The sequence below is a fragment of the Pseudomonas sp. FA-1 genome, from assembly GCF_056856075.1.
Map to the genome: position 1 here is coordinate 63,375 of NZ_JBWXTH010000010.1, position 13,706 is coordinate 77,080.

Below are 13,706 nucleotides of genomic sequence, written 5' to 3' on the forward strand. Positions count from 1 at the left end.
ATGTCGCCGTTGTGGATCGCCCTGCAATTTCTCAGCAGCCTGCCCGTGCGCCTGCCGGGTATGCCGGAGCCCCGGCAGGTAGGCCGTTCGCTGCTCTGTTACCCTCTGGTCGGTCTGCTGTTCGGCGTGGTGCTATGGCTGGCCAGCCACCTGTTGCAAGGCACTGCCGCGCCGCTGCACGCGGCCTTGCTGTTGACGCTGTGGGTGATGCTCAGCGGTGCCTTGCACCTGGATGGCCTGGCCGACAGTGCCGATGCCTGGCTGGGCGGTTTCGGCGACCGCGAGCGTACCCTGCGAATCATGAAGGACCCACGCAGCGGCCCCATCGCCGTGGTCACGCTGGTGCTGGTCCTGTTGTTGAAGTTCTGTGCGCTGTGGGTGCTGGTGGAGCAGGGCGCCGGTGCGTCGCTGGTGCTGGCGCCGGTGGTAGGTCGGGCGGCACTGCTGGGGTTGTTCATGGGCACCCCTTACGTGCGCCCGGGTGGGCTGGGGCAGGCATTGGCCGATCACCTGCCGAAAGTGGCCGCGGCCTGGGTGCTGGCGGGCACCTCGCTGGCTGCGGTGCTGCTCGGCGGGTGGCAGGTGTTCGGGGTGTTGCTGCTGGCGGTGCTGGTCTTCGCGTGGGGACGGCGGCTGATGTGTCGGCGCCTGGGAGGCACGACGGGAGATACGGCGGGGGCCTTGCTGGAGTTGGTAGAGCTGGCGGTGGTGCTTGGGTTGGCATTTTTCAGCCGGTGAAGTGTTGGGGCGTCAAAGTGTTCGGCGTAGCCGTTTCGGTGCCGGTGAGATCGAGCGCCGCCCGCGCGGCGCATCGCGAGCTGCGCTCGCTCCTACGTTTTTTTCGGCCAGTAACGCCTGTGACAGGCGCGCGCGACCGCCTGGTTCGTACGGCACGATATTGCGTCATGCCCCAAGGCGCCCGCGCGAAAATCCCCCAGGAATAATTGGCCCGAAACAAACGTAGGAGCGAGCGCAGCTCGCGATGCGCCGCGCGGGCGGCGCTCGATCTTTCAGACACTGCCTTCTTAAACGCAGGCACCCTGCAACTTCCCGCAACGTACCTGAACGGTTTCCCAGCCAAGGCAGGCGTATGCTCACGGGCTTCTCAACCGACCAGGGAGCCTTCGCATGCGCCACTGGATACTCGCCAGCGCCCTCGCGCTGGCCAGCCTGCCCAGCGTGGCAGCCGACCTCATCGATTTCTGGGACACGCCACGTCACGGCGGCAACAGCTTCAACCGACTCCCGCCTGACCAGGCGTACTTCGAGGCGCTCAAAGGCTACGGCGCCACCTGGGTTCGGCTTTCCTACGACAAATGGAAGCCCGAGCGGCGTGACTTCCTGATGGGCGATGCCGATGCCTACAAGGGCCTCGTCGCTGCCGACCTGGCAAGTCTCAAGGCCACCCTGGACAATGCCCACGCCGCCGGGCTCAAGGTCGTGATCGCGCCGCTTTCGCTGCCGGGCATGCGCTGGGCGCAGAACAACCAGGGCACATTCGACGACCGTCTCTGGCAAGACAAGGCCTACTGGGCCCAGGCCGCCGATTTCTGGCGCGACCTGGCGCTTGCGCTCAAGGGCCACCCGGCCGTGGCGGCCTATAACCTGATCAATGAGCCCGCTCCGGAAATGCGAGGCGGCCTGGCCGAGCACGCCGAGCCCGGGCGCATGCGCCAGTGGTATGCCCAGGCGCAAGGCAGTGCGCGCGACCTGCCTGCGTTCTATCGTCAGGTGGTGGCGGCCATCCGTGAGGTCGACACCGTCACCCCGGTCATGCTCGATGCCGGTTGGTACGCCGCCGCCGACGCCTTCGGCTACTGGCCGGCGCCGCTGCAGGATGCCCGGGTGCTCTACAGCCTGCATATGTACGAGCCCTATCAAGCCACCAGTGCGCCGAACATGGCCCGCAAGCAGCCGATACCCTATCCGGGGCCTGCGCCTTTCGGCGGCAAGCGTGAGCACTGGGGGGCTGAACGTGTGGCCGAGTACCTGCAGCAACCCCTGGCCTGGGTGGATGCCATGAAGATTCCGCGGTCGCGCCTGGTGGTGGGCGAGTTCGGCTGCATGCGCCAGCTCGCGGGGTGCAAGCAGTACCTGGAGGATGTGCTCACCGTCCTGGACCAGAACAAGCTGCATTGGGCCTTCTACAGTTTTCGCGAGGACAACTGGGACGGCATGGACTACGAGCTGGGGTCGGCCAAGGTGCCCTGGCGCTACTGGCAGGCTATCGACAAGGGCGAGCCGGACCCGCTGGTGCGGCAGGCCACGGCTGAATTCGAACCGATCCGCCAACGCCTGGCTCGCTGACCGGACGCGCGAAATGCCTTGCAACATATTGGGTGCGGGTATATACACGTAACCATGTTGACCAGCGAATGCATCTGTACCCATCTGCGCCGCGCTGCCCGTGGGGTGAGCCGGCACTACGACGAGGCCCTTGTGGGTTTCGGCGTCAATGTCGCGCAGTTTTCCCTGCTTCGTCATCTGCAGCGGCTCGACCGGCCAAGCATCACTACCCTGGCCGAGGCCATGGGCCTGGATCGCAGCACCTTGGGGCGAAACCTGCGGGTGCTGGAGGCCGAAGGGTGGGTGGCCCTGGCCGATGGCGATGACCAGCGCAACCGCCTGGTGTTGCTGACCGCGGCAGGCAAAGCCTTGCTGCAGGCCGCGCATCCGGCCTGGGAGCAGGCCCAGCGCGAGCTTGTGGAGCGCTTGGGGGAAGGGCAGCGGGATGTATTGGTGCGGCTATTGGAACGTTTGGCGTAAAGCCCTTCGATTAAAAGCGGGTATATACCCGCATAACCTTGCGATGTGCTGGAGATAACCACAATGACTTCGGTATGGCGAACCAGCGGGTGGGTATTGTTGGGCGCGGCGCTGATCTTGGCGCTGTCCCTGGGGGTGCGGCACGGCTTCGGCCTGTTCCTGGCGCCGATGAGCGCCGAGTTCGGCTGGGGGCGTGAGGTATTCGCCTTCGCCATTGCCTTGCAGAACCTGATCTGGGGCCTGGCCCAGCCCTTCGCCGGAGCCCTGGCAGACCGCCTGGGGGCGGCACGGGTGGTGATCATCGGCGGCATCCTCTACACCGCAGGCCTGATTCTGATGGGGATGGCCGATTCGGCCTGGTCGCTGTCGCTCAGTGCCGGGCTGCTGATCGGCATCGGGCTGTCCGGCACCTCCTTCTCAGTCCTGCTCGGGGTCGTGGGGCGTGCGGTGCCGCCGGAAAAGCGCAGCCTGGCCATGGGGATCGCCAGTGCCGCCGGCTCGTTCGGCCAATTCGCCATGCTGCCGGGCACCCTCGGCCTGATTCAGTGGCTGGGCTGGTCGGCGGCCTTGCTCGTGCTGGGCTTGCTGGTGGCGCTGATCGTGCCATTCGTGGGCATGCTGAAAGACCGCCCGTTGCCCAGCCACGGTACCGAACAGAGCCTTGGCCAGGCCTTGCACGAAGCCTGTTCGCATCCGGGTTTCTGGCTGCTGGCCCTGGGTTTCTTCGTCTGCGGCTTTCAGGTGGTGTTCATCGGCGTGCACCTGCCAGCCTACCTGGTGGACCAGCACTTGCCGGCCACCACCGGTACCACCGTGCTGGCGCTGGTCGGGCTGTTCAACATCGTCGGCACCTACACTGCCGGCTGGCTGGGCGGGCGCATGTCCAAGCCGCGCCTGCTAACAGGGCTGTACCTGTTGCGGGCGGTAGTGATCGTGCTGTTCCTGTGGGCGCCGGTGACCCAGGCCAGTGCCTACCTGTTCGGCATCGCCATGGGCCTGCTGTGGCTGTCCACGGTACCCCTGACCAATGGCACGGTGGCCACGGTGTTCGGCGTCCGCAACCTGTCCATGCTCGGCGGCATCGTCTTCCTGTTCCACCAGCTGGGGGCCTTCCTCGGGGGCTGGTTGGGCGGCGTGGTGTATGACCGGACCGGCAGCTATGAGCTGGTCTGGCAGATCTCGATCCTGCTCAGCCTGATGGCTGCGGCCCTCAGCTGGCCGGTGCGCGAGCGCCCGGTCGCACGCCTGCAGGCCCAGGCCGCATGAGCCGTTCATGGGGGCGCTGGCTGCTGGCGGCGGCGGCGCTGCTGGTGCTGGCATTGGCCTGGTGGGGTTGGCACGAGGGCGGGCTGGCGTTGATGCAGTTGGGCATAGGCGCCTGTTAGGCGCTACCCTGCAAGGCAAGGATTTCATTTTGCAGGAGTACCGAACGATGCATGTACGCTGGCTTGCCTTCCCGTTGTTGGCCCTGGCCGCTGCCACCTCGAGCTGGGCGGCGGACTGCCCGGCGTTGTTGCAGGGCAGCCTGCCCGAACTGCGCGGCAGGGAGCAGGTCGACCTATGCCAGCGCTTCGCCGGCAAACCTTTGGTGGTGGTGAACACCGCCAGCTATTGTGGCTTCGCTCCGCAGTTCGAAGGACTGGAGGCCACGTACAAGCGATATCACGAGCAAGGCCTGGAAATGCTCGGCGTGCCGTCGAACGATTTCAAGCAGGAAGATGCCGACAGCGAGAAGACTGCCAAAGTCTGTTATGCCAACTACGGCGTCACCTTCACCATGACCAAGGCCCAGGCGGTGCGGGGCAAGGATGCGGTGCCGCTGTTCAGTGAACTGGCGCGCCAGAGCAGTGCGCCGAAATGGAATTTCTATAAGTACGTGGTCGATCGCCGGGGTAAGGTGATCGCCAACTTTTCCAGCCTGACCAAGCCTGACGACCCGGCATTCCAGGCTGCGATCGAAAAAGCCATCGCTTCCCAGCCATGAGCGATCAGGGCCGCTACGCGCGCCATCGCGGCACGTAGCAGCCCCGATCATTCAAACGAACAACTCAGAAGCGGTAGGTGAGCGAAGCACCGAGCCCGTGAGCACTGTTTTCATACTTGGCTTGGTAGGAGCCTTTGCTCGCACTGACTTGGTTCACCTTGGTGTCCTCTTCCCACAGATAGGAATAGGCCAGGTCAATGGTCATGTCATCGTTCGGGCTCCAACCCGCGCCGAAGCTGACCGCCTTGCGATCACCGGTCGGGATGCGTGGCGAACGGTCATGGTTGTTGGTCGGCGACTGGTCGACGGAGAAGCCTGCGCGCAGGGTCCACTCCTTGTTCACCTTGTAGGACGCGCCGATGGCGTGTGCCCAGGTGTCATGCCAGTTCTGCTCTTCGGTGATGGTATCGAATGGCGAGCCGGTCAGCGGTGGTGGAACGTCGTTCTCCACGGTGATGTTTTCCAGGCGGCTCCAGCGGGTCCAGGTACTGCCCGCGTAGAGGGTCCACTGGTCGTTCAGCTCGTGGGTAATCGAGAGGTCGACGGATTCCGGTGTCTTGATCTTCAGACTGGCGTCGAACTTGCTGCCATCGTAAGGGCCGATCAGCGGCGTGCTGACGCGGGTCTTGCCCTCGAGCTTGTAGTCCACCATCGAATGGTAGGTCAGGCCGACTCGGGTACGATCCGTGGCCTGGACCAGCACACCGATGTTGTAGCCGACAGCGGTGTCGTCGCCCTTGATCTTGACTTCGCCATCGTTGGCGCCGGGTGTGAACGGGTTGATCAGGTTGGAGCCCAACTCGCCCTTGATACGGTTGATGGTCGGGCCGAAACCGATCGACACCTTGTCATTGAAGGCATAGCTGACGGTCGGTTGGAAGGTGATGACCTCGACGTGGCTCTTCTTGCCCCAGTAGCGTGCGGCGTCATCGCTGCCATAGTCGGTGACCAGGCCGAATGGCACATAAACACCGAAACCTACGCTCCAGTGATCATCGATTGGTTTGACGTAGTAACCCATCGGCACACCCACGGTCGGCACCATGTCGCCGTCGGTTTCCCCACCCAGGTTGCTCCCAGGGCCGGAAATATCGGTTTTGGCGATGACCGCTGCACCCCCAACGGTGATCTGCTCGCGCTTGAGGCGCGACATGCCGGCAGGGTTGCCGAATACAGTGCTGGCATCCTCGGCAGAAGACGAGCGCCCCGCGAAACCGGTCCCCATGCCGCTGACACTCTGTTCGTTGAGGGCGAAGCCCGCGGCGAACAGTTGGCTGGATGCGAGGGCGACGGCTACACCGAGGGAGGTTTTGAGCATTGCTTTTTTCATTATTGTGAAACTCCTTGGGATCTCCGGGGCGAAAAGCTACCAACAAATGACGCGCGGCGCTATAGCGGTAATCGCAGCATTTCACGCGGTTTTGTAGGACAATCCGACCAAAATTCCCTTTTTTCCGGTTATTTGTAAGACGCGTCTTAAGATGCCTGGGATAAAATCGGATCCACACACAAATGCCAGGCTTGGGTGAAATCCCGCAGGCGCCCTTGAGGGTGGAAGATCTGTCGCCAGACCCGCGCCAGGCCCAACAGGTCGTTCGGCGCAGGTAATGGCATGGCCTGCTCTTCGATGAGCATCCAGGCGATAGCTGTGGAATAACGCAGGTTGACCGCGAGCTCCAGGTGCGGCCCGCGCAGAAAGGCGTGTTGGCTGGCCAGGCCGCGGACCAGGCTGGCAAGGTCCGGGTCGCGTGCCAGGAAGTCGTCCCAGAGCGCCTGGTGACGGGTTTCGCCTATTAGATAGAGACCATGACCCCGTCGGTCGTGCAGCGCTGAACCCAACGCCGATTGGCTGGCTGCAACGCCCAGCAGCAAGGCCTCGGCGCTTTGGCTGTGACGGCCCAGGTAGATCAGGGTCGGACGGATCACATACTGACACAACTCTTTAGCCGCGATACCCATGGTGCCCTCGATCAGTTAAGGGCCGACGGGCACTGGAGCTTGGCAGCTGGTGAATTGATCAGGCCCGCCGGAAGCGGCTCGCACCGCTCGAGTTGAAGTGTAGTGTGATAATCGTGGTGTAAAGGGCTGTTTTTAAATCGATTGCTGCCCGTCGCCCTGGCGCATATGCCTTGAAGCAATTACGCCAAGAACGATCAGGAAGCGAAGGGAAGGGGCTATCGTGCGCCTGAATGCGCCGGAATAGGCCGCTCACGCGGCCAGCGACTGGCGGGTCCGTTCGATGACAGCCTGCAGCGGGGCGACGCGGCTGTATTGTTCCGGGTACAGGCGTTCGGTGTGGCAGGCGATGCCATGTTCGTCGACCAGGGTGAAGCTGAAGTTGCCCTTACGGGGGGCGACGATAACGCATTTCAACGGCGCGAAGGCCTGGGACAAGGTGCCGATAGCGGCTTGGATCTGATGATGAGTATTCATATTGTTGGATGTTCCTGCTTTAAACACGGATTTCGATCCGTGCATTTTAGAAACGTTCCAGTGACGCCTTTATTAAGGGACGAAGAACCTGACTGGAACAGGGCAGCCAGATGAGGCGCAAGCAAATGTGGGCGCTGGGCTGACTGGTAGGTACTTCAGAAGGCGGGCAGGCACGCCAGGGCAAAGGTTCAATGCCTCTGGGTGAAGATCCCGATCAATCTGTCGCGTGATTCGCGCTGGGGCAGGTTTGCTGCCGAGTGAATCATCGAAGGGGCCGGTCCTGGTTTCAGCAATGGCTCGTGTGGGGCGAGACGCATTGCAAGGACATATTGGCCAGAATTGACTTTCAGCTGGGTACTAACGATGCGCACCCTACAGGAAAGAATACTGCCTGGCAAGCAATTTAGGTTTTTGTCAGGCGAGCCGAGCAGTATGGCCTTTATTCGCCGTGCTGTGAAGTGGGGCGGTTCTGCGGTCGGGTTCGACGATCTTGCGCTTTTCCTATCCAACTGGATGTCCCTGGCGTACTTGTACACACGACGAGTGTGACTTGTAACGGTTTGGCAACGTGCGGCAGCGAGCTCGCCAATGCCTTGACTGAATCCTTAAGTCAATGAAAAAAAACACTAATTTTTACTGGTGAAAAAATCGTCAGTTTGACCGAAAGCCCCATTCCATCGGGGTTTGAAGACGTGTCGAGGCGGTTGTCCACTGAGTTATCCACAGCTTCTGTGGATTGTCCCGAGCGCTTGCTCTAGGACGGGCGTGCCAGCGGTTTTTGAATTGTCCGACGATCAGCCATCCGGGGTCGGCAAGAGGTCCATCGAGCGAAAACGTCAAGAAAAGATCATCGAAATTTTTTTACATCTTTAGGATTTGGCCGGGCTATGAGCAAAAAAATGCAGTAGAGTGCGCGCCTTTCGAATTGCCTTCGCTGTTGCTCATGAAGTTTCGCGGTAAACCCCTCGCAAGCCCCACTGCACATTCGCCCGTGTCTTCCTCCAAGCGCTTTTCCCTGAAGGTGGCCCTTTGGCTGCTCGACAGCCCGCGCCTGGGCGACAAGCCCAGCGTCAAGCACCTGGCCGGCCGCCTGCTCAAGCAGCCCGCGCGTCAGGGCGTGGTGGTGGCCCAGAGTCGCTTGGGGCAGATGCTATGCCGCGATTGTGGCAATGCCCGTGACCGGCGCATCGGCCATGAACTGCTGCGCCAGGCTGCACGGTCGGGCGACCGTCGTGCCCAGCTGGAGTTTGCGCGGTTGTGCCAGCACAGTGAGCCGGATCAGGCCCGTTACTGGCTGGAACTGGCGGCGGGGCAGGGCTCGCAGGAAGCGCGGCGGTTGCTCAAACAGCTGAGCTGACGCGGTTGTCGCAGCGGCTGCGGTGCCTGTGAGATCGCGCGTCGCGCGGGCGGCGCTCGATCTCCAACAACACATCACCCAAGCCCCTCACCTGATAAGCTGCACAGCATTATCGAACACCGATCGGAGTCGCTATGGCAGTGGATCTTGCCAGTATCCTGCTGGGCCTCGTGGCCGCAGCCATCCCTTGCCTGGGCTGGGCCGTGCAACTGCAGCGGCGCCTGTCTGCCCGGCAATCGGAACTGGCGCTGCTCGAAGAGCGCCTTGGCAGTGCCCAGCTCGCCCAGGAAGGCCTGCAGGCGCAGCTGGACGCCAGCCGCGACGAAATCAGCGACCTGAGCGAAGCCAATGTGGTCAAGCAGACCACCCTGGCGGCCCAGGCCCGCGAACTGGAACTGTTGCAGATCGACCGCGACAACGCTCGCGATGCCGCCCACGCCTGGCAGCTGGAGCGGGCCAACCGCGAGGCCGAACTGCGCCGCCTGGAAGCCCAGGCTGCCCGCCTGGAAGCCGAGCTGCGCGAACAGCAGGAAAGCCACCAGCAACGCCTCGAAGACCTGCAGCAAGCCCGCGACACCTTGCGTGCCCAGTTCGCCGAGATGGCCACCAAGATCTTCGATGAACGCGAACAGCGCTTCGCCCAGACCAGCCAGCAGCACCTGGGCCAGTTGCTCGACCCGCTCAAGGAGCGCATCCAGGCCTTCGAAAAGCGCGTGGAGGAAAGCTACCAACAGGAAGCCCGCGAACGCTTCTCCCTGGGCAAGGAGCTCGAGCGCCTGCAGCAGTTGAACCTGCGCCTGTCCGACGAGGCCACCAACCTGACCCAGGCACTCAAGGGCCAGAAGACCCAGGGCAACTGGGGCGAGCTGATTCTGGAGCGGGTGCTGGAGCATGCGGGCTTGGAAAAGGGCCGCGAGTACCAGACCCAGGTCAGCCTCAAGAGCGCCGACGGCGAGCGCTACCAGCCCGACGTACTGATCATGCTGCCAGGCGACAAGCAGGTGGTGGTCGATGCCAAGGTCAGCCTGACCGCCTACCAGCAATTTGTCGGCGACCCCAACACCGAGAGCGCCCAGGCGGCCCTCAAGCAGCACGTGCAGTCGCTGCGCAGCCATGTCAAAGGCCTGTCCAGCAAGGATTACAACCGCCTCGATGGCCTGCACAGCCTGGATTTCGTTCTGCTCTTCGTGCCTATCGAAGCGGCGTTCTCCGCCGCCCTGCAGGCCGAGCCGAACCTGTTCCAGGAGGCCTTCGACCGGCAGATCGTGATCGTCAGCCCCACTACCTTGCTGGCCACCTTGCGGGTCATCGACAGCCTGTGGAAGCAGGAGCGCCAAAGCCAGAACGCCCGGGAAATCGCCGAGCGCGCCGGGTGGCTGTACGACAAGTTCGTGCTGTTCATCCAGGACCTGGACGAACTGGGCAGCCGCCTGCAGCAGGTGGACAAGGCCTATGCCGCAGCGCGCAACAAGCTCTGCGAAGGGCGCGGCAACCTGGTCAGCCGCAGCGAGCAGCTCAAGCTGCTGGGTGCCCGGGCCAGCAAGAGCCTGCCGGGCGACTTGCTCGAGCGGGCCCTTGCCGATGGGGTGATGGCCGACGAAGCGCTTACTGAACCAGGCTCAGATGGCGATTGAGCAGAGCCCGCAGGGCCGCCGGCTTGACGGGTTTTGCCAGGTAGTCGAGGCCGGCGGCATGGACCAGCGCGATGGTCTCGTTGCGCCCGTCGGCACTGATCACCACGCCAGGCACCGGCTCGCCCAGGCGGGTACGTAGCCAGGCCATCAGGCCCGTACCGGTCTCGCCGTCGTCCAGGTGGTAGTCCACCAGCGCCAGGTGCGGGCGCATGCCCTTGCCCAGCAGCGCCTCGCATTCCTCGCGGTTGCGCGCGGTCCAGACCCGGCAGCCCCAGCGGCCGAGCAGGCTGTTCATGCCCACAAGAATGCTGTCTTCGTTGTCGACGCACAGCACCTGCAGCCCGGCCAGTGGTTGGCTGGCCTGTTCCACCGGCGCCTTGGCCGGGGCGACGGCGCTGCGGGCGATCGGCACGCTGACGCGAAACACGCTGCCCTTGCCGGGCCAGGACCGCACCTCCAGCGGGTGGCCGAGCACCCGGCACAGGCCGTCGGCGATGGCCAGGCCCAGGCCCAGGCCTTTCTCGGCACGGGTTTGGTGGCTGTCCAGGCGCTTGAACTCCTGGAAGATCACCTGCAGCTTGTCGTCGGCGATGCCCGGGCCGCGGTCCCACACCTCCAGCCACAGGCGCTCGCCCTGGCGACGTGCGCCCAGCAGGATCGGGCTCTTGCCATAGCGCAGGGCGTTGGTCAGGAAGTTCTGCAGCACCCGGCGTAGCAGCTTCATGTCGCTGTCGACCCGCAACCGGCTGCCGCGCAGGCGGAATTCCAGTCCCTTTTCCGCGGCCAGCACCCTGAACTCGGTGCCCAGGGTATCGAACAGCTCGTTGAGGGCGAACGGCTTCGGGTCGGGAGTGACCTTGCCGTTCTCCAGGCGCGAGATATCCAGCAGATCGCTGATCAGCTCCTCGGCGGAGCGCAGCGAACTGTCCATATGCTGCACCAGTTGTCGGGCCTCGTCGGTCATGCCCTCGTCCTGCTGCGCCAGTGCGGCGGAGAACAGCCGCGCGGCATTGAGCGGCTGCATCAGATCATGGCTGACCGCAGCCAGGAAGCGGGTCTTGGATTGGCTGACGGCCTCGGCTTGGCTCTTGGCCTCCGACAGCGCCTGGTTGAGCTGGGACAACTCGTGGGTGCGCTCGGCGACCCGCTGTTCCAGCCCCTCATTGGCATCCTTGAGTGCCTGTTCGGCCTCGCGGAACGGGGTGATGTCGGTGAAGCTCATGACGAACCCTCCACCGGGCATGGGGTTGCCGATCAGCTCGATGACCCGGCCATTGGGGAACAGGCGTTCGGAGGTGTGCGCGCGGCCTTGGCGCATCCAGTGCAGGCGCCGGGCCACATGGACTTGGGCTTCACCGGGGCCGCACAGGCCACGTTCGGCGTTGTAGCGGATGATGTCGGCGATCGGTCGGCCGACGCTGATCAGCCCGTCGGGGTAGTTGAACAGCTCCAGGTAACGACGGTTCCAGGCCACCAGGTGCAGGTTCTGGTCCACCACGCTGATACCCTGGTTGATGTTCTCGATGGCCCCCTGCAGCAAGGCACGGTTGAACTGCAGCACCTCGCTGGCTTCGTCGGCGATGCGCACCACGTCTTCGAGCTGCATTTCGCGGCCTTCGATGGCTGCCTTGACCACCGCGCGGGTCGAGGAGGTGCCGAGCACGCCGGCGAGCAGGCGCTCGGTGTGTTCGATCCAGTCGCCGTCGGCGTTCTGGTTGGGGTTGAAGCCCTTGCCCTGGCGATAGGCGAAGCGGATGAAGCTCTGCCGAGCGCGCTCTTCACCGACGAAGCGCGCGGCCAGCTTGAGCAGGTCGTCGATCTGCACGGCCAGCAGCGAGCGGCTGCTGGGCCGGGCGCTGCTCTGCTGGCCGATGAAGCGGCCGGCCTGCCAGTGCTCCGATACCCGCGTGCGAGAAAGGATCGAGACCCAGGCGAAGAGGATGAAGTTGCCCGCCAGCGACAGCACCACCCCTTGGGTCAGCGGCGTGATGGGCAGGTCCAGCGGGTTGCCATGCAGCCAGGCCAGCCCCGGGAACAGTTGCAACGACCAGCCAAGGCTACGGGCAGCAATGGGCAGCACCAGGGTGTAGAACCACAGGAAGATCCCCGCTGCCAGGCCCGCGAACACGCCGCGGCGGTTGGCCTGCTTCCAGTAGAGCGCGCCGAGCATCGCCGGGGTCAGCTGGGTGACGGCGGCGAAGGCGATCTGGCCGATGGTCGCCAGGCTCGCGGTGGAGCCAAGCAGGCGATAGCTGACATAGGCGAGCAGCAGGATGACCACGATGGTCACCCGTCGTACCGAAAGCATCCAGTGACGGAACGCCTCGAACGGGCGCTCGGCGTTGTTGCGCCGCAGCAGCCAGGGCAGCAGCATGTCGTTGGAGACCATGGTCGACAGCGCCACCGCCTCGACGATGACCATACCGGTGGCTGCTGAGGCGCCGCCGATGAAGGCCAGCAACGCCAGGCTCGGGTGGGCCTCGGCCAGGGGCAGGCTGATCACGAAGGAGTCGGAGATCACCGTGCCGGGCAACAGCATCTGCCCGGCCAGGGCGATCGGTACCACGAACAGGGCGGCCAGCGCCAGGTACAGCGGGAATACCCAGCGTGCCAGGCGCATGTCCTGGGGTTCGATGTTCTCTACCACAGTCACGTGGAACTGGCGCGGCAGGCAGATGATCGCCATCATCGCCACGGCGGTCTGCACCACCATCGACGGCCAGTTGACCGTCTCCTGCCAGTAGCTTTCCAGGTGCACCGAGTGGCGCGCCTGATTGAACAGGTCGTCGAAGCCATCGTACAGATTGAACACCACGAAGGCGCCCACGGCGAGAAATGCCAGTAGCTTGACCAATGATTCGAAGGCGATGGCCAGGACCATGCCACGGTGGTGCTCGGTGACGTCCAGGCTGCGGGTGCCGAAGACGATGGCGAACAGGGCCAGCACCAGCGAGACGACCAGCGCGGTGTCCTGCACCCGGGTGCCTGTGGCGTCGGCGTTGGCGCCGATCAGCAGGTTGACGCCCAGCACGATGCCCTTGAGCTGCAAGGCGATGTACGGCAAAACCCCGACCAGGCAGATCAGCGCCACCACCACCGCCAGGGATTGCGACTTGCCATAGCGGGCGGCGATGAAGTCAGCGATCGAGGTGATGTTCTCTTGCTTGCTGATCAGCACCATCTTCTGCACCACCCAGGGTGCGAAGACCAGCAACAGCACCGGCCCCAGGTAGATCGGCAGGAAGGCCCACAGCTGTTCGGCGGCCTGGCCGACCGCGCCGAAGAAGGTCCAGCTGGTGCAGTACACGGCCAGCGACAGGCTGTAGACCCACGCGCGCAGACGCGGCGGCAGCGGCGTGCTGCGGCGGTCGCCGTAGAAGGCGATGGCGAACATGATGGCCATATAGACCAGGGCGACCACGGCGATCAGCCCGCTGGACAACGACATGCAAACTCCGGAGCAAAAAAGAAAACGCGGTCCCGATCAATCAGTCTGGCACGGCCACTGAGGTTCGTCAGCGCCGACAATGGT

The 13,706-nt window shown here is 63.9% G+C and carries 12 protein-coding genes; 8 read left to right on the forward strand and 4 right to left on the reverse strand.

Going from position 1 to position 13,706, the window contains the following annotated elements; genetic code table 11:
* The 6 genes from AC1MHZ_RS17980 (at position 1) to AC1MHZ_RS18005 (ending at position 4,750) form a co-directional block, all read left to right on the forward strand.
* Complete coding sequence (locus AC1MHZ_RS17980) at positions 1-738, forward strand: adenosylcobinamide-GDP ribazoletransferase (protein ID WP_368829875.1); 738 nt, start codon at positions 1-3, stop codon at positions 736-738.
* A gap of 390 nt (positions 739-1,128) precedes the next feature.
* Positions 1,129-2,307 (forward strand): glycoside hydrolase family 5 protein, encoded by a 1,179-nt coding sequence (locus tag AC1MHZ_RS17985; protein ID WP_084858639.1) that lies wholly within the window; start codon positions 1,129-1,131, stop codon positions 2,305-2,307.
* A gap of 54 nt (positions 2,308-2,361) precedes the next feature.
* Positions 2,362-2,766: a MarR family winged helix-turn-helix transcriptional regulator gene (locus tag AC1MHZ_RS17990; RefSeq protein ID WP_084858640.1), complete on the forward strand. Its 405-nt coding sequence runs from the start codon at positions 2,362-2,364 to the stop codon at positions 2,764-2,766.
* 63 nt (positions 2,767-2,829) lie between these two features.
* Positions 2,830-4,032, forward strand: a complete 1,203-nt coding sequence (locus AC1MHZ_RS17995) for an MFS transporter (RefSeq protein ID WP_324814987.1) — start codon at positions 2,830-2,832, stop codon at positions 4,030-4,032.
* On the forward strand, positions 4,029-4,151 hold the full coding sequence (locus tag AC1MHZ_RS18000) for a hypothetical protein (RefSeq protein WP_301178469.1): 123 nt from the start codon (positions 4,029-4,031) through the stop codon (positions 4,149-4,151). The genes AC1MHZ_RS17995 and AC1MHZ_RS18000 overlap by 4 nt, the downstream gene beginning before the upstream one ends.
* A gap of 47 nt (positions 4,152-4,198) precedes the next feature.
* The gene (locus tag AC1MHZ_RS18005) at positions 4,199-4,750 is read left to right on the forward strand and encodes a glutathione peroxidase (RefSeq protein WP_084858642.1); all 552 of its coding nucleotides are present in this window, start codon (positions 4,199-4,201) and stop codon (positions 4,748-4,750) included.
* 64 nt (positions 4,751-4,814) lie between these two features.
* On the opposite strand, the gene AC1MHZ_RS18010 is transcribed toward AC1MHZ_RS18005, so the two are convergent.
* From AC1MHZ_RS18010 to AC1MHZ_RS18020, 3 genes are all read right to left on the reverse strand, one after another.
* Positions 4,815-6,080, reverse strand: a complete 1,266-nt coding sequence (locus tag AC1MHZ_RS18010) for an OmpP1/FadL family transporter (RefSeq protein WP_084858643.1) — start codon at positions 6,078-6,080, stop codon at positions 4,815-4,817.
* Positions 6,081-6,226: 146 nt separating this feature from the next.
* Positions 6,227-6,709 carry a hypothetical protein gene (locus AC1MHZ_RS18015; RefSeq protein WP_084858644.1) on the reverse strand — a complete coding sequence of 161 codons (483 nt, stop codon included), beginning with the start codon at positions 6,707-6,709 and terminating at the stop codon, positions 6,227-6,229.
* Positions 6,710-6,958: 249 nt separating this feature from the next.
* On the reverse strand, positions 6,959-7,183 hold the full coding sequence (locus AC1MHZ_RS18020; RefSeq protein ID WP_084858645.1) for a hypothetical protein: 225 nt from the start codon (positions 7,181-7,183) through the stop codon (positions 6,959-6,961).
* Between the two features lie 943 nt (positions 7,184-8,126).
* Here AC1MHZ_RS18020 and AC1MHZ_RS18025 point away from each other — a divergent pair.
* Both AC1MHZ_RS18025 and AC1MHZ_RS18030 read left to right on the forward strand, forming a co-directional pair.
* The gene (locus tag AC1MHZ_RS18025; RefSeq protein ID WP_084858646.1) at positions 8,127-8,540 is read left to right on the forward strand and encodes a tetratricopeptide repeat protein; all 414 of its coding nucleotides are present in this window, start codon (positions 8,127-8,129) and stop codon (positions 8,538-8,540) included.
* A gap of 248 nt (positions 8,541-8,788) precedes the next feature.
* On the forward strand, positions 8,789-10,174 hold the full coding sequence (locus AC1MHZ_RS18030; RefSeq protein WP_172403061.1) for a DNA recombination protein RmuC: 1,386 nt from the start codon (positions 8,789-8,791) through the stop codon (positions 10,172-10,174).
* On the opposite strand, the gene AC1MHZ_RS18035 is transcribed toward AC1MHZ_RS18030, so the two are convergent.
* The gene (locus tag AC1MHZ_RS18035) at positions 10,146-13,622 is read right to left on the reverse strand and encodes a hybrid sensor histidine kinase/response regulator (protein ID WP_084858648.1); all 3,477 of its coding nucleotides are present in this window, start codon (positions 13,620-13,622) and stop codon (positions 10,146-10,148) included. The genes AC1MHZ_RS18030 and AC1MHZ_RS18035 overlap by 29 nt on opposite strands.
* Positions 13,623-13,706: the final 84 nt, after the last annotated feature.

What these genes read in the sequence shown, in the direction of transcription:
- AC1MHZ_RS18015 (WP_084858644.1), bottom strand. Translation starts at nt 6,709, where the DNA reads ATGGGTATCGCGGCTAAAGAGTTGTGTCAGTATGTGATCCGTCCGACC.
- AC1MHZ_RS18025 (WP_084858646.1), top strand. Translation starts at nt 8,127, where the DNA reads ATGAAGTTTCGCGGTAAACCCCTCGCAAGCCCCACTGCACATTCGCCC.
- AC1MHZ_RS17985 (WP_084858639.1), top strand. Translation starts at nt 1,129, where the DNA reads ATGCGCCACTGGATACTCGCCAGCGCCCTCGCGCTGGCCAGCCTGCCC.
- AC1MHZ_RS18020 (WP_084858645.1), bottom strand. Translation starts at nt 7,183, where the DNA reads ATGAATACTCATCATCAGATCCAAGCCGCTATCGGCACCTTGTCCCAG.
- AC1MHZ_RS17995 (WP_324814987.1), top strand. Translation starts at nt 2,830, where the DNA reads ATGACTTCGGTATGGCGAACCAGCGGGTGGGTATTGTTGGGCGCGGCG.
- AC1MHZ_RS18005 (WP_084858642.1), top strand. Translation starts at nt 4,199, where the DNA reads ATGCATGTACGCTGGCTTGCCTTCCCGTTGTTGGCCCTGGCCGCTGCC.
- AC1MHZ_RS18035 (WP_084858648.1), bottom strand. Translation starts at nt 13,622, where the DNA reads ATGTCGTTGTCCAGCGGGCTGATCGCCGTGGTCGCCCTGGTCTATATG.
- AC1MHZ_RS18000 (WP_301178469.1), top strand. Translation starts at nt 4,029, where the DNA reads ATGAGCCGTTCATGGGGGCGCTGGCTGCTGGCGGCGGCGGCGCTGCTG.
- AC1MHZ_RS17980 (WP_368829875.1), top strand. Translation starts at nt 1, where the DNA reads ATGTCGCCGTTGTGGATCGCCCTGCAATTTCTCAGCAGCCTGCCCGTG.
- AC1MHZ_RS17990 (WP_084858640.1), top strand. Translation starts at nt 2,362, where the DNA reads ATGTTGACCAGCGAATGCATCTGTACCCATCTGCGCCGCGCTGCCCGT.
- AC1MHZ_RS18010 (WP_084858643.1), bottom strand. Translation starts at nt 6,080, where the DNA reads ATGAAAAAAGCAATGCTCAAAACCTCCCTCGGTGTAGCCGTCGCCCTC.